18 protein-coding genes are annotated in these 20,085 nt (G+C 68.7%); 10 read left to right on the top strand and 8 right to left on the bottom strand.

All coding sequences use genetic code 11. The features are described 5' to 3' along the window. Positions 1 to 11: 11 nt before the first annotated feature. A complete protein-coding gene (locus tag HDA39_RS15120) occupies positions 12 to 1,067 on the bottom strand; it encodes an alpha/beta hydrolase family protein (protein ID WP_238356062.1) in 1,056 nt (351 codons plus the stop codon). Positions 1,068 to 1,119: 52 nt separating this feature from the next. Continuing rightward, positions 1,120 to 1,755, bottom strand: a complete 636-nt coding sequence (locus HDA39_RS15115; RefSeq protein WP_202893007.1) for a TIM barrel protein — start codon at positions 1,753 to 1,755, stop codon at positions 1,120 to 1,122. 251 nt (positions 1,756 to 2,006) lie between these two features. Between HDA39_RS15115 and HDA39_RS15110 the strand changes: the two genes are divergently transcribed. The 8 genes from HDA39_RS15110 (at position 2,007) to HDA39_RS15075 (ending at position 11,688) form a co-directional block, all read left to right on the top strand. Continuing rightward, positions 2,007 to 4,100, top strand: a complete 2,094-nt coding sequence (locus HDA39_RS15110; RefSeq protein WP_184795851.1) for a beta-galactosidase trimerization domain-containing protein — start codon at positions 2,007 to 2,009, stop codon at positions 4,098 to 4,100. Then, positions 4,100 to 4,939, top strand: a complete 840-nt coding sequence (locus HDA39_RS15105; RefSeq protein WP_184795850.1) for a 2-hydroxy-3-oxopropionate reductase — start codon at positions 4,100 to 4,102, stop codon at positions 4,937 to 4,939. The genes HDA39_RS15110 and HDA39_RS15105 overlap by 1 nt, the downstream gene beginning before the upstream one ends. Next, positions 4,936 to 6,858: an alpha-amylase family protein gene (locus HDA39_RS15100; protein ID WP_184795849.1), complete on the top strand. Its 1,923-nt coding sequence runs from the start codon at positions 4,936 to 4,938 to the stop codon at positions 6,856 to 6,858. Before HDA39_RS15105 ends, HDA39_RS15100 begins: the two co-directional genes overlap by 4 nt. 88 nt (positions 6,859 to 6,946) lie before the next feature. Further along, on the top strand, positions 6,947 to 8,260 hold the full coding sequence (locus tag HDA39_RS15095) for an ABC transporter substrate-binding protein (RefSeq protein WP_184795848.1): 1,314 nt from the start codon (positions 6,947 to 6,949) through the stop codon (positions 8,258 to 8,260). A 2-nt stretch (positions 8,261 to 8,262) separates the two neighbouring features. Further along, positions 8,263 to 9,207, top strand: coding sequence for a carbohydrate ABC transporter permease (locus tag HDA39_RS15090; protein WP_202893769.1), 945 nt, complete (start codon positions 8,263 to 8,265; stop codon positions 9,205 to 9,207). Next, the gene (locus HDA39_RS15085) at positions 9,207 to 10,064 is read left to right on the top strand and encodes a carbohydrate ABC transporter permease (RefSeq protein WP_184795846.1); all 858 of its coding nucleotides are present in this window, start codon (positions 9,207 to 9,209) and stop codon (positions 10,062 to 10,064) included. The genes HDA39_RS15090 and HDA39_RS15085 overlap by 1 nt, the downstream gene beginning before the upstream one ends. Further along, entirely contained in the window at positions 10,061 to 10,966 is a 906-nt protein-coding gene (locus HDA39_RS15080; protein ID WP_184795845.1) for a D-2-hydroxyacid dehydrogenase, read from the top strand. Before HDA39_RS15085 ends, HDA39_RS15080 begins: the two co-directional genes overlap by 4 nt. A 56-nt stretch (positions 10,967 to 11,022) precedes the next feature. Beyond that, complete coding sequence (locus tag HDA39_RS15075) at positions 11,023 to 11,688, top strand: FCD domain-containing protein (protein WP_184795844.1); 666 nt, start codon at positions 11,023 to 11,025, stop codon at positions 11,686 to 11,688. 21 nt (positions 11,689 to 11,709) lie between these two features. Here HDA39_RS15075 and HDA39_RS15070 read toward each other — a convergent pair whose 3' ends face one another. From HDA39_RS15070 to HDA39_RS15050, 5 genes are all read right to left on the bottom strand, one after another. Continuing rightward, positions 11,710 to 12,270, bottom strand: a complete 561-nt coding sequence (locus tag HDA39_RS15070) for a dihydrofolate reductase family protein (protein WP_184795843.1) — start codon at positions 12,268 to 12,270, stop codon at positions 11,710 to 11,712. A gap of 263 nt (positions 12,271 to 12,533) precedes the next feature. Beyond that, positions 12,534 to 12,968 carry a hypothetical protein gene (locus HDA39_RS15065; RefSeq protein ID WP_184795842.1) on the bottom strand — a complete coding sequence of 145 codons (435 nt, stop codon included), beginning with the start codon at positions 12,966 to 12,968 and terminating at the stop codon, positions 12,534 to 12,536. Beyond that, positions 12,965 to 13,507, bottom strand: a complete 543-nt coding sequence (locus HDA39_RS15060; protein WP_184795841.1) for a hypothetical protein — start codon at positions 13,505 to 13,507, stop codon at positions 12,965 to 12,967. The genes HDA39_RS15065 and HDA39_RS15060 overlap by 4 nt, the downstream gene beginning before the upstream one ends. A 187-nt stretch (positions 13,508 to 13,694) precedes the next feature. Further along, complete coding sequence (locus tag HDA39_RS15055) at positions 13,695 to 14,234, bottom strand: dihydrofolate reductase family protein (protein WP_184795840.1); 540 nt, start codon at positions 14,232 to 14,234, stop codon at positions 13,695 to 13,697. 15 nt (positions 14,235 to 14,249) lie between these two features. Continuing rightward, positions 14,250 to 14,825 (bottom strand): NADPH-dependent FMN reductase, encoded by a 576-nt coding sequence (locus HDA39_RS15050; protein WP_184795839.1) that lies wholly within the window; start codon positions 14,823 to 14,825, stop codon positions 14,250 to 14,252. A gap of 94 nt (positions 14,826 to 14,919) precedes the next feature. Between HDA39_RS15050 and HDA39_RS15045 the strand changes: the two genes are divergently transcribed. After that, entirely contained in the window at positions 14,920 to 17,958 is a 3,039-nt protein-coding gene (locus tag HDA39_RS15045; RefSeq protein ID WP_184795838.1) for an AfsR/SARP family transcriptional regulator, read from the top strand. Here HDA39_RS15045 and HDA39_RS15040 read toward each other — a convergent pair. Continuing rightward, positions 17,955 to 18,386, bottom strand: coding sequence for a MarR family winged helix-turn-helix transcriptional regulator (locus tag HDA39_RS15040; protein WP_184795837.1), 432 nt, complete (start codon positions 18,384 to 18,386; stop codon positions 17,955 to 17,957). The genes HDA39_RS15045 and HDA39_RS15040 overlap by 4 nt on opposite strands. Positions 18,387 to 18,474: 88 nt before the next feature. On the opposite strand from HDA39_RS15040, the gene HDA39_RS15035 reads away from it, so the two are divergent. Continuing rightward, the gene (locus HDA39_RS15035) at positions 18,475 to 20,067 is read left to right on the top strand and encodes an LLM class flavin-dependent oxidoreductase (RefSeq protein ID WP_337925751.1); all 1,593 of its coding nucleotides are present in this window, start codon (positions 18,475 to 18,477) and stop codon (positions 20,065 to 20,067) included. Positions 20,068 to 20,085: the final 18 nt, after the last annotated feature.

Here is a 20,085-nt window from a genome sequence, read left to right as displayed (position 1 = left end):
GGGGCCGAGCCCTAGAGCCCGTTCTGCTTGAGGAAGGCGACGGTTCGGGCCATCGACGTGGGCCAGGCGGGGCCGAAGGCGTGTTCTTCGCCGGGGTAGGTGTACATCGACGCGGGAGCGCCGGCTTTCTTCAGGGCGGCGAGGGTTTTGGTGGACCAGGCGATGGGGCAGGTGGAGTCGGCGGTGCCGTGGTGGATGAGGAGGGGGTCCTTGGCCTGGTCGAAGAAGTTGATGGCGGAGAGGTTGCGCCAGAAGGTGGGGTTGGCGGTGGGGGAGCCGTGGGCTCGGGTGATGGCGGCGGCGGTGGCGGTGTTGGGGCGGGTCCAGCGGTTGAAGTTGTCGACGGCGTCGGAGCTGACGGGGGCGAAGACGACGGCCGCCTTGACGAGGCCGGGCTTGGTGACCAGGGCGTTGTAGGTGACGCCGCCGCCCATCGAGCGGCCGAGCATGCCGATCCGCGCCGGGTCGACGTACTGGGACGTGCGCAGGGCGAGGACCGCGTTGATGGCGTCCTCGGTGTAGCCGAGGCGGAGGTTGACCTCCGACGACGGGTCCTTCGACGACTGCGCGTGGTTGCGGTAGTCGGTGTGCAGTACGACGTACCCGCGGCGCGCGAGGTAGTCCTGCTCGCGCATCAGACCGCGGCCGTTGGTGTAGATCGACAGGTCGATGTGGCCGTGGTTGAGGACGAGCGCGGGGTGTGGCCCGGGCGTCGACGGGACGTTGAGGATGCCGGAGATCGTCAGCGAGCCGCTGGGGTAGGTGACGAAGTACCGCGTGTACGCCGGGTTGCGGGCCAGCACGCGGCCGAGCTTCACCGGGCCGCCGGTGAACTTCTTCGCCGCCAGCGCCTGCAGCGAGACCGGGTCAGGTGCCGGTGCCGCAGGGGTGGAGGGTGGCGGCGGCGAAGGCTCCACGGTGGGCGGGACGGATGACGGAGCGGGTGTGGAGCTGACCGCCGTACTGGGAGCGGACGCAGGGGGTGCCGCGTCGTCCGTCGTCGTGCAGGCGACCGCAGCCGTCATCCCGAGCGCGGCGAGCCCCGCCCACGTCATCTGCCGGTTCATCTCCCCAGTCTGCCGGGCGGCGGAGAAAGCGGAGCGAAAATCCTCGCAACGATCAGAGCCAGCCCAGGCTCGACGCCGTGTCGACGGTCGGCTTGTACTCGGCCGCGACGACACCGGAGTACCCGGCCGACTTCAGGGCGTCCAGAACCGCCGCAAAATCCACCGCGCCGGACCCCGGCTCACCCCGACCAGGGGTGTCGGCCAGCTGGACGTGCGCGAGGTCGGCGCCAAGCGCGGCGGCGGCAGAAACCAGGTCCACCCCGTTGCTCCCGAGGTGGAACGTGTCGAACAGCAGCGAAAGATTCGGCACGTCCTTCAACGGCCCGTCCAGCAACCCCAGTACGTCGGTTGCCGTCAGCAACGGATAGCGCCCGTTCAGGCCCGCGGTCAGCGGCTCGATCAACACCGTTCCGCCAAACCCGGCGACCGCCGCGGCAGCCGACCGGATCGCCTCGACAGCACAGGCCTCCTGCTCTTCAGCGGACCAGCAATCGTCGAGCTGCCCGTACAACAGGTTGAACAGCCGGCACCCGGTCCGCTCCGCGATCTCCACCATCTGCGAGATGTTCGCCGCGAGCTCTTCCTGCCGGTCCGGGTGGGACGCGACGCCGCGTTCGCCGCCGGGGATGTCGCCGCCGTAGAAGTTCAGCGCGCTCAACGTCACGCCCGCGGACTTCAGCGCGGTCACCAGCAGGTCGAGCTAGGCCGGTGACGCGGTCGGTCCAGGGAAGGGCCACCACGACTCGACCAGGTGGAATCCGCGGCGCGAGGCCGCGGCGTACCGGTCCAGGTACGGCAGTTCGGTGAAGAGCATCGACACGTTGGCGCTGACCTCGAAGCCGCGGAAATCTCCTGCGAAAAGGCTAGCACCAGCTCTTGCCACTCATGCAATCTTGTCTAACAATCCTAACCACAGCCCATCCCAGGAGGAGCCGCCGCATGCGCACCGATCCTGACCAAGCGCCCCTGAGCACCGACCGGACTCCGGACTGGCCGGAGCGGGCCACCCGCTGGGCGCAGATCACGCTGGCCGAGGACGACCCGCTGCACTTCGACGCCGGCTTCTGGCTCGACCTGATGCGCGACAGCCGGTCGAACGCGACCTGCATCAGCGCCGGCGGCTACGTCGCCTACTACCCGACGCAGATCGAGTACCACTACCGCAGCCGGTTCCTCGGCGACACCGACCCGTTCGGCGCGCTCGTCGACGGCGCGCGCGAGCTCGGGATGAGCGTGATGGCCCGGGTCGACCCGCACGCGATCCACGCCGACGCGGCCGCGGCGCACTCCGAGTGGCTGGCCCGCGACCTCGACGGCAACGCAATCGAGCACTGGGCCCACCCGGACATCTGGCTGACCTGCGCGTTCACCGGGTACCACCGCGAGTTCATCACCGAGGTGGCGCGCGAGATCGTCCGCGAGTACGACGTCGACGCGATCTTCGCGAACCGCTGGGAGGGCTACAGCGGCATCTCGTACAGCGACGGCGCGCGCAAGTCGTTCCGCGACGAGACCGGTCTCGACCTGCCGGTCGGCGAGCACCAGGAGAACTGGCACGAGTACGTCGGTTGGCGCCGTCGGCAACTGAGCCGGCTGGTGTCGATCTGGGACGAGGCGGTCCGCGACCTCCGCCCGCACACCCGCTTCATCCCCAACCTCGGCGCGCTCGCCGCCCGCGACCTGGATCGCGCGCTGGTCGAGAAGCACTACCCGATCTTCTTCATCGACAAGCAGGGCCGGTCCGGTATCGAGGCGCCGTGGGCGGCCGGCCGCAACGGCAAGCGCAACCGCGGCGTCTTCCCCGATCGCCCGGTCCGGCTGATCACGTCGGTCGGTCCCGAGCACCACCAGTACCGCTGGAAGGACTCGGTCGCGCCGGCCGAGGAGACGAAGACCTGGATCGTCGACGGGTTCGCCCAGGGCGCGTTGCCGTGGTTCACCAAGTTCAACGCGAGCGTCCCGGACCATCGCTGGGTCCCGCCGGTCGTCGAGGCGTTCACCCTGCACGCCAAGGTCGAGCCCGTCCTGAAGGACCTGCGCATCACCGCCGAGGTCGCGCTGCTCGACCCGACGCGCGCCGGGCAACTCCGTACGCCGGACGGCATCGGCCACGAGGACGGCTTCTACCAGGCGCTCGTCGAGGCGCGGGTGCCGTTCGAGTTCGTCTCCGACCAGGAGCTCACGCCCGCCAGGCTCGCGCCGTACAAGGTGATCGTGCTCGCGAACGCCGAGCAACTCGGCGACGACCAGCTGGCTCAGCTCGAGGCCTACGTCCGAACAGGCGGCTCGCTCGTCGCGGCGTACCAGACCTCCCTGTACGACGAACGCGGCCGGCAGCGCGACGACTTCGGCCTCGGTGACGTGCTCGGGGTCAAGCTCGAGGACCCCGCGCGGCAGGTGAAGAACAACTACATCGCACTCACCGGTGAGCACCGCCTCAACCAGGGCTTCGAGGGAACGACCCGGATCATCGGCGGCACTCACATCCTCGGGGTCGCGGCAACAGACGATGCCCAGGTCCCGTTCCGCTTCATCCCCGACTTCCCCGACCTGCCGATGGAGGAGGTCTACCCGCGCGAGGCCCCGGACCGGCCCGCGGTGGTCTGTCGCGAGCACGCCGGCGGCGGGCGGACCGTGTACTTCCCGTTCAACCTCGGCGCGATCTTCTGGGAGGCGCTGCAGACCGACCACGGTCAGCTCGTCGCCAACGCCGTGTCGTGGGCCCTGGGCAAGGTTCCCGAGGTCACCGTCGAGGGCGCCGGCCTGGTTGACCTCGCCGTCCATCGGGGAACCGACGAGGTGGCCGTTGCCCTGGTCAACCTGACCAACCCGATGGCGATGCGCGGCCCGATCCGGGAGACGTTGCCGTTGCCTCCGCAAACCGTGTCGGTCGCCGTTCCCACGGACCAGGTGAGAGCTCGCCTGCTGGTCGCGGAGGTCGATGTCGAGGCAACGGTCGAGAACGGCCGGGCGGTGGTGACGCTCCCGACAGCGGGCCTGCTCGAGATCGTGCACCTGGACTGGAGGTCGTGATGCGGATCGGCTTCGTCGGACTCGGAGTGATGGGTACGCCGATGGCGGCCAATCTCGCACGAGCGGGCCACGAGTTGTTCCTGTACCGCGGACGCGAGGGCCTCGACGGTACGCACTGCGCATCGGCGGCTGAGGCGGCGGCCGAGGCCGAGGTGGTGATCCTGATGCTGCCGGACACCCCCGACGTCGAGAACGCGCTCTTCGGCCCCGAAGGAGTTGCCGAAGGCCTCAAGCCCGGCACGTTGGTGATCGACATGAGCTCGATCTCGCCGGCCGCGACCAAGGAGTTCGCGCAGCGACTCGTTGGGTGTGACTACTTGGACGCGCCGGTCTCCGGTGGTGAGGTCGGCGCGCAGCAGGCGACGTTGACCATCATGGTCGGCGGCAGGCCGGAGGTGTTCGAGCGGGCGCGGCCGTTGTTCGAGACGCTCGGCAAGAACATCACGCTGATCGGCGCGACCGGCGCCGGGCAGACCGCGAAGGTGGCCAACCAGATCGTCGTCGGGCTGACCATCGAGGCGGTCGCGGAGGCGCTGTTGTTCGCGGAGAGGGCGGGCGCGGATCCGGCCGTCGTACGGGAAGCGTTGATGGGTGGGTTCGCTCAGTCGCGGATTCTCGAGCTGCGCGGGGAGCGGATGGTCGAGCAGACCTTCGAGCCCGGCTTCAGGGTCCGCTTGCACCGCAAGGATCTGGCGCTCGCGATCCAGGCAGCGGCCGAGCTCGATCTGGCCCTGCCGAACACTGCCTCGACACAGCAGTTGATGAATGCGGCGATCGCGGACGGCGATGGCGAGCTGGATCATTCGGCGCTCTACAAGACGCTGAGGCGCGGGCGATGAGCCGGCTCTGGTGGCAGGACCCGTTCCGGATGTTCCAGACCAACCTGCGCGAGATCGACGCCGGCCTGGACGTGGAGGAGGTGCTGGACTACCTGGTGGAGTTCGGCGCCGACACCTGGCTGCTGAGCGTCGGCGGCATCCTGTCCAACTACCCGACCGACCTCGACGTCCAGACCCGCAACCCGTACCTCTCCCAGCGCGCCTCCGGCGACCTCGTCGGCGACGCGGTGAAGGCGGCCGGGCGGCGTGGGATCCGGGTGATGGGCCGGATGGACTTCTCCAAGATCGACCACCGGCGGGCCGAGCAGCACCCGGACTGGTGCTTCGTCGACGCGGCCGGCGATCCGCAGGTCTACAACGGCCTGACCAGCGTCTGCCCGAGCGGCGACTACTACCAGGCCAAGCTGTTCGACGTCCTCGACGAGGTGCTCGACCGCTATCCCGTCGACGGCTTCTTCTGCAACTGGATGTCGTTCAACGAGGTCGACTACAGCCGCGCGTACCGCGGCGTCTGCCACTGCCTCGCCTGCATGAGCCGGTACGCCGAGTACGCGCCCGGCGAGAGCCTGCCCGAGGACAAGGGATCGCCCGGGTACGAGACCTGGCAGCGGTTCGCCCGGGAGATCCTCGCGGACCTCACCGGCCGGATCCGCGACCATCTCGCCCAAAGGCGTCCCGAGGCGCCGCTCGTGCTGGGCGACCGCGCCGACATCGTCTTCCACGAGGCGAACAACGCCGTCGGCCGGCCGTTGTGGCACCACCGGACCAGCGAGGCCGTCAGCTCCGCGAAGACCTTCCGCCCGGCCGTTCCAGTGCTGACGAACTCGGTCGGCTTCGTCGACATGCCGTACCGGATGGCCGGCGAGGAGCCGCACCACTTCGCGCAGTACCTGGTGCAGGCGATCGCGCGCGGCGCCAACCCGTCGACGTACATCATGGGCACGCCGAAGGACAACCCGTACGAGTGCCTCCACGTCGCCGGTGAGCTGACCCGGTTCCACCGCGATCACCACGACGTCTACCGCGAGCTCGTGCCCGCGGCAACGACCTTGCTGGTCCGGCCGGACCAGTTCAAGTCGGGCGCGACGCGCGAGTTCCAGGGGCTCTATCTCGCTTTGCTGCAACGGCATGTGCCGTTCGACGTGCTGCCGGAGGAGCGGCTCGGGGACATCGAGCTCGGCCGGTACGCCGTGGTGGTGCTGCCCGATCTCGGCCCCCTGGGTGACGCCCCGGCGATCGACCGGTACTGCGCGGCCGGCGGCGCTGTGGTTGCTACGGGCAACAGTGGGATCGTTGCCGAGGAGATCCAGCTGGAGTGCTTGCCGGCGGTGAGGCGGCTGGCGAGTCACGACACCGAGGAAGCCGTCAGGTCCCTGCACCTGCGGACCGGGTACGGCGTGGTGCCGGTGGTCGGGGCGTTCGATCTGGTCGAGCCGTCGGCGCGCGCCGAGATCGGTCAGAGAGCGCTATCGCGCGCGCCGTACGGACCGCCGGAGAAGTGCTACGGGCATCTCGAGCTGGAGCACGCGGGACGCCTGCGGGCGTCGTACGGGGAAGGCCGGGCGGTGATGCTGCCGTGGACGGTCGGGCGGGCGTACCGCGAGGTCGGGCTGAGCGCGCATCGCGAGCTGGTGGTCGACGAGGTGCTGTGGGCGGGTGGGCAGCAGGTCGAGACCGGGCTGCCGGAGCAGGTCGAGATCGTGCTCGGTGAGTCGGTGGCGGGACGGGTGATCCACCTGCTGAACAGGTCGGGGGATGCCGATCAGAGGTTCGCCGAGCCGCTGCCGATCGGGCCGTCCTGGATCCAGCTGCTGGATGCGGAGAGCGTCGAGCTGCTGCGGGCCGGCGTGCGGCTGCCGGTGATCGACGGCCGCGTGGAGCTGCCCGCGCTCGGGCTCTTCGAGACACTTGTCTTTTGACAAATTGTCAAACAACTATGCATGACCTCTTGACCGTCATGTGTCGGAAACAAACAATGAAGCCACCCTGAGGAAACGGGAGACCGTGATGACCGGACTGGATCGGCGAGGGTTTCTGAGGCTCGCCCTGGGGACGACGGCAGCGAGCCTGTCCGTGGCGGCGGTGGCCGGCTGCGGTGGGAGTGGCGGGGGTGGCGAAGCCGGGGGCAAGACGACGCTGCGGTACGCCTGGTGGGGCAACAACATCCGTCAGCAGAACTACACCAAGGCGCTGCAGCAGTTCAGCACCGCCAACGGCGACATCGGCATCGAGCCGGAGTTCGCCGAGTACAGCGCGTTCCAGGAGCGGATGACCACGCAGATCGCGGCCCGCGACGTACCGGACATCTTCTGGATCGCGTCGCCGCAGGTGATGACGTACGCGAAGAGCAAGCTGTACCGCACGCTCGACGACGTCCCGACGCTGAACTGGGGCGACTACAGCAAGGAGGACCTGGAGACCTTCAAGCTGGGTGGCGAGCTGAACACGGTGCCGTTCGCGATCTTCGTCCCGGTGATCCGGTACAACGAGACGGTCGCGAAGGCCGACGGTGTCACGCTGCCGGCGGACGGCGCGGGCTGGAACTGGGACGCGTTTTCCGAACTGCTCATCACGTACAGCAAGAGCAATCCCGCCAAGCGCAAGGGCACGCCGTACGCGCCGGATCACGACCTCACCTTCGAGGCCTGGCTGCGGCAGCGCGGCGAGCAGTTGTGGACCGAGGACGGCCAGGTCGGCTTCACCGCGGACGGTCTCGGCAGCTGGCTGGAGTGGTGGGAGAAGCTGCGCAAGGCCGGGGCCGCGCTCTCGCTGAGCGAGCAGGAAGGCATGGGTCCCGATTGGGCCCAGGTCGGCAAGAAGGTCCTGGTGAACTTCGGCAACTCCAACCACATCATCGACGACGCGAAGATGTTCCCGCAGGAGAAGTTCCGGCTGCGCGCGATGCCGGTCGACGGCAGTGCCGTGGCCGGGCACAAGTACCTGTACTTCCCGCGGATGGCGATCTACCAGCGCATCGACGACGACAAGCTCGAGGCGGCCGGCAAGGTGCTCGACTACAACGTCAACAACGCCGAGATGCTGAAGACGGTCCGGCTGACGATGGGCGCGCCGACCAACCCGAAGGTCGCCGAGCAGGCGGGCGCGTTCGCCAGCCCGGACGAGAAGGAGATGCTCGCGGTGGTCGCGACCGACCGCGCCGCGCAGCGCAAGCCGCGGTTCGAGGCGCCGCCCGGGTCGAGCACCTGGCGGACCACGATGGCCCGGATCTGCGAGGAGATCGCGCTCGGCAAGCGCGGTGTGTCCGACGGCTCGGCGAAGATGATCGAGGAGATCGCGGCCGGCATCAAGCGAGCGCAATGACCATGCTGACCGACCGCGAGCCGGCGGTCGAGCAACCGGCGGGGCCGAAGCGCAAGCGGCCGGCCTTCCACCTCAACCGGCAGGGCCGGGCCGCCCACATCTTCCTGATCCCGTGGCAGCTCGGCTTCCTGCTGATCACCGCGGTGCCGCTGTTCGCGTCGCTCTACCTCGCCTTCACCGACTACGACATCCTCAACCCGCCGGAGTGGTCCGGGCTGGAGAACTTCCGCCGGATGGTGCACGACGACCAGTTCTGGGCGTCGGTCAAGGTCACCCTCGTGTACGTCGTGGTGTCGGTCCCGCTGCAGCTCGGATTCGCGTTGCTGCTGGCCCTCGTTCTGGATCGCGGGCTGAGCGGTTTGGCCTTCTACCGCAGCGCTTTCTACCTGCCGTCGTTGCTGGGGACCAGCGTCGCGATCGCGATCCTGTGGCGGGAGATCTTCGGCGACGCCGGCCTGATCAACAAGGGCCTGGCGGTGATCGGGATCGACGGCGAGAGCTGGTTGCAGAACCCGAGGACCGCGCTGGCCACGCTGATCATCCTGAACGTCTGGACGTTCGGCTCGCCGATGGTGATCTTCCTGGCCGGGCTGCGGCAGATCCCCGACGAGCTGTACGAGGCGGCGAAGGTGGACGGCGCCGGCGTGTGGCGCCAGTTCACCCACGTCACCGTGCCGCTGCTGACGCCGATCATCTTCTTCAACCTGATCCTGCAGACGATCGGCGCGTTCCAGACCTTCACCCAGGCGCACATCATCAGCGGTGGTACCGGCGGACCGGCGAACTCGACGCTGTTCTACACGCTGTACGTGTACCAGCAGGGATTCGTTGCCTTCGACATGGGCTACGCGTCGGCGCTGGCCTGGGTGCTGATGGCCGTGATCGGCCTGGTCACCGCACTGCACTTCGTCGCGTCCAAGTACTGGGTCTTCTACGGAGACAACTGATGACGCTCATCTCGGCTCCGCCGCTGCGGGAGCGACGGATCAAAGCGGCGCTGAAGCACACCGGGCTGCTGATCTTCGTCGCGTTCATGATCTACCCGCTGGTCTGGATGGTGGTCAGCGCCTTCAAACCGGCCGACCAGATCCTCACCGACCCCGGGCTGATCCCGAAGGACCTCACCCTGGACAACTTCAAGGACGGCTGGCACGCGCTCAACCGGCCGTTCTCGGTGTTCTTCCTGAACTCGCTGCTGGTCACGCTCGGCTCGATCGTCGGCAACCTGTTCAGCTGCTCGCTGACGGCGTACGCGCTGGCCCGGTTGCAGTTCCGGATGCGCAAGGTGTACTTCGCGATCACGCTGGCCTCGGTGATGCTGCCGTTCCACGTGCTGGTGATCCCGCAGTACATCTTCTTCTCCCAGTTCGACCTGGTGAACACCTACTGGCCGCTGCTGATCCCGAAGTTCCTGGCCACCGACGCGTTCTTCGTGTTCCTGATGGTGCAGTTCATCCGGACGCTGCCGCGCGAGCTCGACCGCGCGGCGTGGATCGACGGTGCCGGACCGTTCCTGACCTTCTGGTACGTCGTACTGCCGCTGATGCGCCCCGCCCTGGTGACCACGACGATCTTCACCTTCATCTGGACCTGGAACGACTTCTTCGTACCGCTGATCTACCTGACCCGGACGCAGGTGTTCACTGTGCCGGTGGCGCTGAACTCGATGGTCGACTCCGAGACGCAGACCGGCGTGGGCATGCTGTTCGCGATGTCCCTGCTGTCGTTGCTGCCGATCCTGGTCTTCTTCGCCTTCGCCCAGAAGTACCTGATCCGGGGTATCGCGACGACGGGACTCAAATGATCGTTGTAGTAGGCAAGCACCGGGCCGACCTGGTGGAGGTTGCCGCAGGCACCGAGCTGCGGTTCGTCGACAGCTTCGACGACGTGCCGTTGGAGTCGGTCGAGGCGGTGATCGGGCGGATCCCAGCCGATTTGCTGGCGAAGGCGCCGAAGCTGCGGTGGGTGCACAGCCCGGCCGCGGGCGTCGACGCGGACCTGTCGCCGGAGATGCTGGCGTCGGACGTTGTTCTGACCTCGTCGGTCGGCAACGGCGCGATCCCGTTGGCGGAGCACTCGATGCTGCTCATACTGATGCTGAACCGGGACGTCCCGCGCTGGATGAAGGCGCAGGCCGAGCGCCGCTGGGAGCGGTTCACGCACGGCGAGCTGGCCGGGCTGACGCTCGGGATCTACGGGCTCGGGCACTCGGGTCTCGATCTGGCGGTCAAGGCCAAAACTTTCCACATGCGCGTGATCGGCGTACGACGACGTGCCGGCGAGCCCTCGCCGTACGTCGAGCAGGTGTCCTTCGAGCAACTGCTGGACGAGTCGGACTTCATCGTCGTGACGGCGCCTCGGACTGAAGACACGGCTGGACGCTTCGGGGCCGTGGAGTTCGCCCGGATGAAGGAGTCGGCGTACTTCGTCTGCATCTCGCGCGGCGGGATCGCGGACGACGACGCGCTGCTGGACGCCTTGCGCACCGGGCAGATCGCCGGCGCCGGGTTGGACGCGCACGGGATCGAGCCGTTGCCGCCGGAGAGCGCGTTCTGGGACCTGCCGAACGTGATCGTGACGCCGCACAACGGCGCGACCAGTCCGGGGACCGTCCGGCGTGGCGAGGAGATCGTGCGGGAGAACCTGCGACGCTTCCTGTCAGGGCAGGAACTGGTGAACGTGGTCGACAAGGCTGCGGGCTACTAGCCGGGGGTTGGATGGCCAGTACACTTGCCTGACCATTCGACCGGAAGGGGTGCCCGGTGGGTACCGAATCGAGTCTGGAGCTCGGGCCGTCCTCGCTGACCGAGGCGCTCTACGAGTCGGTGCGCAAGCGCATCGTGAACGGCGACATTCCGCAGGGGGAGAAGCTCACCGAGGTCCGTTTGGCCGGCGAGTACAACGTGGCCCGGCCGACCGCGAAGGCCGTGCTCGAACGGCTGACCGCGCTCGGGCTGCTCCGGCGTACGGCGCACAAGACCGCCGTCGTACCGACGCTCGACGAGGACGAGATCCGCGACCTGTTCTTCAGCCGGGTGACGATCGAGAAGGCCGCGGTCTCCACCCTGGCCACCGGCGGCGAGGTCCCGCCGGCCGCGGCGAAGGCCCAGGTCGCGATCGAGTACGCCGCCCGCGACAAGCTCTTCGAGAACCAGGTCGAGGCCGACATCGCCTTCCACAGTGCGCTGGTCGCGGGCGTCGGCAGCCGGCGGCTGTCGCGGATGCACGAGCTGATCATCGGCGAGGTGCACCTGACGATGGGCCAGTACCAGGCCCACCGCACCGCCAAGCCGTCGACGGTCGCCGCCGAGCACGCGGCGATCCTGCAGGCGATCGAGTCCGCCGACCCGACCGCCGCGGCCGAGCACATGGCGTACCACTTGGAGCAGGCCCAGAGCCGGCTGCTCAGCTCGCTGCAGAAGTCCTGACCTTCGGCCGCGGCCGGGACTTCACCTGCGATCGTGCCGCAGCAGCACGGTCTTGCCGTCGAGCACCCGGGATTCGGTCAGGGGGAGCTCGATGCGGTCCGCGCCCGGCTTGTGCACCGGCTTGCCGCCGCCGAGCACGACCGGGTGCACGATCACGTGGTACTCGTCCAGCAGGTCGAGCTCCGCCAGCGAGTGCGCGACACTCGCGCTCCCGGTGATCAGGATGTCCTTGCCCGGCTGCTGCTTGAGCGCGCGCAGCTCCTCGGGCGAGCGGATCACGCCGGTGCCCCAGCCGAGATCGTCGTCGAGCGTCGTGGAGAGCACCAGCTTCGGCGTCTCCAGCCAGACCGGCGCGAACTCCCGCACGTGCTGCTCATCCGGCTGCAGCTCCAGCGCGTGCGGCCAGTACGACGACATCATGGTCCAGACCGTCCGCCCGTACAGGAACAGATCCGAGCGCTCGGCCAACCCCATCGAGTAGGCACCGAGCTCGGGCCCGAGCTGCGCCCAGTCGAACTCGCCCTTCGGCCCCTCGATGAAACCGTCGAGCGACTGGTGCACGTAGTACATGGTCTTTCGCATGATCCTGCTCCTTCGACGTGGTGGTGCCCAGTGGTCGGAGCGGACCGCGCGGCTTTGACATCGGCCGCGGGACCCGATTCCTTCGCGGCGGGCAGGCCGCCGTCCAGTTGTCCCAGACCATCGCGTGGGCGTTGCCGACGCGGGTGAAGGTGGCGCGCGGGAAGACAGGAAGGAGACGCCGGCGGGTCGGGACAACGTTGGCGCGCCCCAGGAACGGATCGTGGACTCCGTTCCCGGGGCGCGCTCAGTCGGTGCTCGGTCGGTCAGAGGGTCAGCAGGCGCTGGAAGAAGGCTCGGTACTTCTGGAGGGCGCCGCGGAGGTCCTCGGTCGACGGTTCGCCGTCGGACCACTGGCGTTCGAGGTCCTGGTGCTGTTCGTCGAAGGTTGCCGAGAGGCGGTTGAGCAGGTCGTCGACCAGCTTGTCGGCCTCGCTCACGGCCTGGCGCGGATCGTCGACGAAGCCCTGCTGGATGACTTCCCAGCGGGAGCGGAAGTCGACCGCGGCGTCCTCGGCGACGAGCGGTCCGTCGGTCGAGGTCGCCGGCTGCTCAGGTGCGACCTCGACCGGAGCTTCCTCTTCTACTACAGGCTGTTCGTCGTCGATGACCGCTTGTTCGTCGGTCGGGCGGTCGGCGAAGTCAGCGTCGGTGAGGTCGGGCGAACGGTCTTCCGTACGGTCTTCCGGGCGGTCGGTCATGCCTGCTCCTTGGTGTTGTCGTGGTCGGTCAGCAGGGCGTCGACGAGTTGCCGGTACGCCGTGACGGCCTGGCGGAGTTCCTCGGTGTCGGCCTCGCCGCGATCCCGCGCGACGGCGACCCGGTGCGCCGCGCGGTAGTGCTCGGCGACCTCGGGGTGATCGACCGAGATGTCGCTGACCCGCTGGTCGAACTCGTCGACCGGATAGCCGGCCTCGCGCATCATCCGCAGTACGAGCCGGTCGGCGTCCTCGACGGCCTGCCCCGGCTCGTCCACGAACCCGGCCTGCACCGTGTTCCACTCCGCGCGGTAGCGCTCCGCGGTCTCGCCGCTCAGCGGCTGGACGTCGAGCTTGGAGACGCGCCGTTCGCGTCCGCGCAGATCCCGCTCAGCCGTGCGCTTGTCCCCAGACTCCTCGACGGCGTGGTCGTACTCGGGCCCGAACCTGTTCTGCAGCTGCCCGGACCGCTGGCGCTGGTAGAAAAACAGCGCCGCACCGGCCAGTACGACGGCCAGTACCACGATGACGATGATCTCCATCAAATCCTCCAGTCGGGACGTCACCACCTCGTCCCCGACCGGAACAGCACGAGGACCGATGGCTGCGGACCGTGTTCCCGGTCCGTCCAGATCCCCGTGCACCTTCCTCGGTACCCACGCACTCACAGGTGAAGCACGTCGGCCGGTCACCGACGAGGGTCGGTGACCGGCGGTGACGCGGGGCGGTTCAGGCCTTCGGGGCCAGCTTGTGGACGACGATGCCGGACTTGAAGGTGGTGGTGCCGAGCAGTTCGAGGTGGGTCGCGGCCAGGTCCTGGCCCTGGAACATCCGGTCTCCGCTGGCGACCACCGGGCAGACCCAGAAGTGGTACTCGTCGACCAGTTTGTTCTCCAGCAGGGTCTGGGAGAACTCGCCGGTGCCGAACTTCAGCAGGTCGCCGCCTTCGGTCTCCTTCAGGGCCCGGACGGCCTCGACGACGTCGCCTTCGAGCAGTTCGGCGTTCCAGGTCGTCTCCTTCAGGGTCCGCGAGGCGACGTACTTGGGCATCGAGTTGAACTTGTCGGAGTACGGGTCGCCGCTGCGCTGCGACCAGGCCTCGGCGAAGGACTCGTAGGTCTCCCGGCCGAGCAGCAGCGCCTCGGTGCTCTCCATCAGCTGCATGCTGTAGCCGGCGTGCTCGTCGTCCCAGTACGGGCCGCTCCAGTCCTGCGGGTCGGAGATGATGCCGTTGAGGGTGACGAACGTGGTTTCGACGATCTTGCGCATGATGGGTGGTTCCTCTCAGGGTTGGTACGGCGTGTGCAAACGGGCCGTGCGGAGTGCTTTGGCCCACCAGATGAGTTGGTCGAGCGTGGTCTTGACGGAGCCTTCGTAGCCTGAGCCCGGCCTGGGCCAGCTGCCGTCGGCGGCGAACTGCTCCCAGTAGCAGGGCAGGGCCACGGTGTTGCGGATGGCGACCGAGTGCAGCTCGGTGAAGATCTGCCGCAGCTGCGCGGCGGCGTACAGGCCACCGGTCTCCCGGCCGTAGCTGACGATGGCGACCGGCTTGGCGTGCCACTCCTCGTAGTACCAGTCCAGTGCCGTCTTCAGCGGAGCCGGGAAGCTGCTGTTGTACTCCGGCGTCACCACGACGAAGGCGTCGGCAGCTGCGAGCCGGGGAGCCAGTACGGCGACCTCTGCGGGCGCCGGCTGGTCGGCGTCGGTCAGTGTCGCCGGCAGGTTCGCGGCGGCCAGGTCGATCAGGTCGATGTCGAGCTCTGCACGCTTGGTGGCCTGCTGGGCGAACCAGTCGGCCACCGTGGGTCCGAAGCGCCCGCTCCGGGTACTGGCGACGATCACCGCTACGTTCAGTCTCATGTCCACCTCCGCTCTGTTGAGGAAGACTCTGCCGGAGAGGGTTTACGGTTTCTTTCCGGTCCGTTGCGGACGCACCGAAATGTAGGGTGCGGCCATGCGATTCGGGGTGCTAGGGCCGGTAGCGGCGTGGACGGACAGTGGCGAGCCGGTCACCGTGCCGGGGCTGAAGGTACGGGCGCTGCTGGCCGACCTGCTGCTGCACGAGGGCCGGCCGGTGCCGGCGGACCGGCTGCTGGACGATCTGTGGGGCGAGGACCTGCCCGGTAACCCGTCCGGCACGCTGTCGGCGAAGGTGTCGCAGCTGCGGCGCGCCTTCGAGGACGCTGAGCCCGGCTCGCGGGCACTGGTGGTGTCCGGCCCGGCCGGGTACTCGCTGAAGGTCGACAGTGCGACGTACGACGCGCTGCAGTTCACGGCGTACCTGGAGCAGGGGCGGCTGGAGGAGGCGCTCGCGCTGTGGCGCGGCCCGGCGTACGCGGACTTCGCGGACGAGGCCTTTACCGAGACGACCGTAGCCCGGCTGAGCGAGCTGCGGCTGGGGGCGCAGGAGTCTTGCTACACCGACGTGAGTGCGCTGGCTGCGCTGGTTGCCGAGCATCCCTTGCGGGAGCGCCTTCGGGCTGCGCACATCAAGGCGCTGTACCGCGCTGGTCGGCAGAGCGAGGCGCTGGACAGCTACGAGCAGCTGCGCGCGTTGCTAGCTGATGAGCTGGGCCTGGACCCAAGCCCTGAGCTGGTGGCGCTGCAGCAGTCCGTGCTGACTCAGGAGCTTCCGGCCCGGCGAAACAACCTGCCGGCGCAGCTGACTGAGCTGATCGGCCGTGGGGTCGCCCTGGCCGAGATCGACGGGCGGCTGGTGGAGGACCGGCTGGTGACACTGACTGGTCCCGGTGGGGTCGGCAAGACCCGGCTGGCGATCGCTGCGGCTTCGCGGGCCGCCGGGCGGTACAGGGACGGGGTGACGCTGGTTGAGCTGGCCGGTATCGCGTCGGACGCGCTGGACATCACCGGGTCCCTGACTGACGCGCTGCAGGTGGCACTGGATCTGCGGGACGTCGGTGGTGAGGACGTCGTAGACCACCTGGCCGACGTACTGGGGGAGCGGCTGCTAGTCCTCGACAACTGCGAGCACCTGATCAGTGAGGTCGCTGGGTTGACTGACCGGCTGCTGGCCTCTGCTCCAGGGCTGCGCGTGCTGGCGACGAGCCGGGAGCCGCTGGGGTTGACCGGTGAGGCCGTGTGGAACGTGCCGACGCTGGCGGTGCCGTCGCTAGGAGGCTCTCTCGAGGAGCTGCAGGAGTCGACGGCTGTGCAGCTGTTCGTCGCGCGGGCGACTGCGGCGGACCGGGCGTTCGTGCTGGACTCCGCCAGCGCGTCGGCCGTGGCGGTGCTGTGCCGGCGGCTCGACGGGATCCCGCTGGCGCTGGAGCTGGCCGCTACGCGGGTCCGGGCTCTGGGCGTGGCCGGACTCGTTGCGCGGCTCGACGACCGGTTCCGGCTGCTGGCGACCGGCCATCGGGGTGCAGCGCCGCGGCAGCAGACGCTGACGGCGATGATCGACTGGTCGTGGGAGCTGCTGAGTCCTGACGAGCAGGTCGTCCTGCGGCGCCTTGCCGTGCACGCTGACGGCTGTACGCCGGAGGCGGCCGAGGCGGTCTGCGGGGTCGACGTGCTCGACGTACTGGTTCGCCTGGTCGACCGGTCGCTCGTCGTACCGGTGGCTGGTGCTGACGGGATGCGCTACCGGTTGCTGGAGTCTGTGGCGGCGTACTGCGTGGACAAGCTGCACAAGGCCGGCGAGTACGAGTCAACGCGTTCGCTGCATCGGCAGTACTACGTGGAGCTGGCTTCGGTGGCTGCTGGCCACCTGTACGGCGCTGAGCAGGGTGTGTGGCTGCAGCGGCTGGATGACGAGTCCGGGAACCTGCGCAGTGCGCTGGACGGGGCTATCGCCGCAGGCGACGACGTACTGGCTCAGCAGCTCGTCGCTTCGCTTGGCTGGTACTGGTTCCTGCGTGGGCGCTTTGCTGAGGCTCGGCGGTCGCTGGAGGCTGTGCCGGAGACACCTGAGCTGACGGCCTGGCTGGCGGGCTACCTCTACTTGCACGGCGACAGCGAGGCCACGGCTCTGCGCGATCGCTGCATAGCCGAAGTCGGACCGCGGTCGGTGTTCTGGATGGCCCTGCACTGCAGCGATTCCGGAGACCTGACGCAGGCGCTGGCCATGCTGGAGCAGTGCCTGAAGTCGTTCGAGCAGTCCGGTGACCGGTGGGGGATGGCCGCTGTCCTGGCGGCGCGGGCGAAGCATGCGCATGTCCGTGCTGACCTGGAGGCGTTGCGGAGCGACTCTGCCGAGAGTGCTCGGCTGTTCCGTGCGTTGGGCGATCGGTGGGGTCAGCTGCAGGCGCTGGGCTGGCTTGGCTCGCACGCGGAGCTGGTGGGCGACTTCCGGGGCGCGGTGAAGCTGCACACCGAGGCGCTGCGGATGGCGGAGGAGCTGGGGCTGTGGCCGGACGTGGCGGGTGAGTACGGATGGCTCGGCTGGACCGCCGTACGGGAGGGTGACTACGCGCAGGCGACGGCGTACGGCGAGCAGGCGTTCCAGCTGGCGCTGGAGCAGGGCAACCGGCCGATGGAGTCGCTCGGTGCGCTGGTGCTGGGCTTCGCGGCCCGGCGCAGTGGCGCCCTGGACGTCGCCGAGAAGCGGTTGCAGAACCTGATCGACGAGGCCCGGCAGCAGGACGACGCGGTGCTGTACCTGTCGATGGTGCTGGACGAGCAGGGCTTCCTGATGGAGCAGCAGGGCGAGCTGGAGGCTGCGCGTGCGCTGCACGTCGAGGCGTACGAGCTTGGGGTGGAGCAGGAGTCTCGGCGGGCGATGGCGTGGTCGCTCGAGGGCATCGCGGGGGCGGTGGCTGTTGCTGCGCCTGCTGTCGCAGCACGGTGTCTGGGAGCTGCCGTTGTGGTGCGTGAGGTCGAGGGGCTTCCGGTGACCGCAGCGGAGGGTGCGGACGTGCTGCGGATCGAGCAGGCTGTTCGGGCCGTATTGGGCGATCAGTACGACGCCGAGTACGCCGCTGGGCGGCTGCTGACGCTGGAAGAGGCCTACGCGCTGGTGCCGGACGCTGGTTAGTCGGCGAACACCGCGGGGGCGTCGGCGACGATCCGTCGGAGTGTCCTGGTGAACTGGTCGCGCTCCTTGGCCGGCAGCTCGGTCAGCAGCTGCTCCAGCTTCTTGGTGAGCTCGTCGTGGAACCGGTGCAGGGCGTCCAGGCCCTCGGCGGTCAGCGTGACCTTCACGGCCCGGCGGTCCTGCGCGTCCGGCTGGCGTACGACGAGGCCGCGGTGCTCGGCGCGGTCGACCAGACCGGTCAGGCTGGAGCGCTCGACGCCCAGAGTGGCGGACAGCTCGGCCATGCCGGTCGGACGGTTGCCGAGCGAGCAGAGCATCTGGGCCTGGGCGGTGGTGAGGTCGCAGCCGCGCCCGACCTCGGCGTACAGGGTGTGGACGAGGTGGGTGAGGCGGACCAGACTGCTCGCCGTGCTGAGCGTCTCATCCATCCTGGGTCCTCCTGAGTTGTGAATGTTCGTGTCACGAAGTAATTTGTTCGTCAGGACGATAATACGTGACACGAACTAGTTGTGGGGTGTGGACGTGGATTACGGGCACGAGCTGGTCTTCGGAACGTTCCTGACGCCGACGATCGATCAGGTCGACCGCGTGATCGCGCTGGCCCAGCTGACCGAGCAGGCCGGGCTGGACCTGGTCACGCTGCAGGACCACCCGTACCAGCCACGGCTGGCCGACGCGTGGACCCTGCTGAGCGTGATCGCCGCCCACACGCAGACGGTGAAGGTCGCGACCAACGTCGCGAACCTGCCGCTGCGGCATCCCGTCGTACTGGCGCGCAGCGTCGCGTCGCTCGACCTGATCACCGGCGGGCGCGTCGAACTCGGCCTCGGCGCCGGTGGATTCCGCGAGGCCGTCGCTGCGAACGGCGGGCCTGAGCTGACCGCCGGCCAGAGCATCACGGCGCTTGAGGAGGCGCTCGCGATCATCCGCGAGGTGTGGACGCCCGAGGGCGGCGGCATCCGCTTCCCCGGCAAGCACTACACCCTGAACGGCGCCAAGCGCGGCCCAGCTCCCGCGCATCCGGTCGAGATCTGGCTCGGCGCGTACAAGCCCCGCATGCTCGCTTTGACCGGCCGCCTGGCCGACGGCTGGGTCCCGTCCAGCGGCTACACGGGCCCCGACGCGCTCACCGCGATGAACAAGCTCATCGACGAGGCAGCCGTCGAAGCCGGCCGAGACCCGTCGGCCGTCCGTCGCCTCTACAACCTCTCCGGCACCTTCACCGGCTCAGGCGGCTTCCTCCAGGGGCCGGAGCCCCTGTGGATCGAGCAGCTCACGGAGCTGACCCTGACCGAGGGCATGAGCACGTACATCCTGGCGTCCGACAACCCCGACGACATCCGCCGCTTCGCCGAGGTCGCCGAGGGCGTCAAGGAATCAGTAACCGCAGCCCGCGCCGCGGCGATGGCAGCCACCTCCGCCGCGGCGAATGCCGCCGGCTCCGGGGACGTCCACCCCACCAACAACCGCACCGCCGGCTCCGCCGTGTCGGTCTCCGCGCCGGCCTCAGCCACCTTCCCCGTCGTACCGACTCCTCCGTCGACCGAGCGGCGCAGCGACGTACAGGTGTGGGACGAATCAACCCGCCCGACCGGCCCAGCGCTGGACCCGGAGCGCACCTACACGCCGTACCAGCTCTCCTCCGGCGAACACCTGATCCAGGTCCACGACCACCTCCGCGCCGAGCTCGAGCAGATCCACGACCTGGTCGAGCAGGTAGCCGCCGGCTCGATGGGCGTCGGCGCGGCTCGCTCCCACATCAACACCATGACCATGCGCCAGAACAACTGGACCCTCGGCACCTACTGCGAGTCCTACTGCCGCCTCGTCACCACACACCACTCCATCGAGGACGCCTCACTCTTCCCACGCCTGCGCCGAGCCGACGACCGCCTCAAGCCCGTCGTCGACCGCCTCCAGGAAGAGCACCTGGTCATCCACGACGTCCTCGAGAACGTCGACAAGGCGCTCGTCAGCCTGGTCTCCGGCGAAGGCACCCTCGACGACCTCCGCGCCGCCGTCGACCTGCTCGACGACACCCTCCTGTCCCACCTGTCCTACGAAGAACGCGAACTGGTGGAACCACTGGCCCGCCTCGGCGTGATGTAACCCCGTACGCCGTACCGC

The sequence above is a fragment of the Kribbella italica genome (assembly GCF_014205135.1).
GTDB lineage: Bacteria > Actinomycetota > Actinomycetes > Propionibacteriales > Kribbellaceae > Kribbella > Kribbella italica.
Note: the sequence above shows the minus strand (reverse complement) of the source record. Positions and strands in the feature narration are given on the sequence as shown.

Coding starts and splice junctions, on each gene's coding strand:
- HDA39_RS15055 (WP_184795840.1), bottom strand. CDS start 14,234: ATGCGCAAGATCGTCGAAACCACGTTCGTCACCCTCAACGGCATCATC.
- HDA39_RS15105 (WP_184795850.1), top strand. CDS start 4,100: ATGCGGATCGGCTTCGTCGGACTCGGAGTGATGGGTACGCCGATGGCG.
- HDA39_RS15065 (WP_184795842.1), bottom strand. CDS start 12,968: ATGACCGACCGCCCGGAAGACCGTACGGAAGACCGTTCGCCCGACCTC.
- HDA39_RS15070 (WP_184795843.1), bottom strand. CDS start 12,270: ATGCGAAAGACCATGTACTACGTGCACCAGTCGCTCGACGGTTTCATC.
- HDA39_RS15085 (WP_184795846.1), top strand. CDS start 9,207: ATGACGCTCATCTCGGCTCCGCCGCTGCGGGAGCGACGGATCAAAGCG.
- HDA39_RS15090 (WP_202893769.1), top strand. CDS start 8,263: ATGCTGACCGACCGCGAGCCGGCGGTCGAGCAACCGGCGGGGCCGAAG.
- HDA39_RS15100 (WP_184795849.1), top strand. CDS start 4,936: ATGAGCCGGCTCTGGTGGCAGGACCCGTTCCGGATGTTCCAGACCAAC.
- HDA39_RS15060 (WP_184795841.1), bottom strand. CDS start 13,507: ATGGAGATCATCGTCATCGTGGTACTGGCCGTCGTACTGGCCGGTGCG.
- HDA39_RS15110 (WP_184795851.1), top strand. CDS start 2,007: ATGCGCACCGATCCTGACCAAGCGCCCCTGAGCACCGACCGGACTCCG.
- HDA39_RS15040 (WP_184795837.1), bottom strand. CDS start 18,386: ATGGATGAGACGCTCAGCACGGCGAGCAGTCTGGTCCGCCTCACCCAC.
- HDA39_RS15045 (WP_184795838.1), top strand. CDS start 14,920: ATGCGATTCGGGGTGCTAGGGCCGGTAGCGGCGTGGACGGACAGTGGC.
- HDA39_RS15120 (WP_238356062.1), bottom strand. CDS start 1,067: ATGAACCGGCAGATGACGTGGGCGGGGCTCGCCGCGCTCGGGATGACG.
- HDA39_RS15080 (WP_184795845.1), top strand. CDS start 10,061: ATGATCGTTGTAGTAGGCAAGCACCGGGCCGACCTGGTGGAGGTTGCC.
- HDA39_RS15095 (WP_184795848.1), top strand. CDS start 6,947: ATGACCGGACTGGATCGGCGAGGGTTTCTGAGGCTCGCCCTGGGGACG.
- HDA39_RS15050 (WP_184795839.1), bottom strand. CDS start 14,825: ATGAGACTGAACGTAGCGGTGATCGTCGCCAGTACCCGGAGCGGGCGC.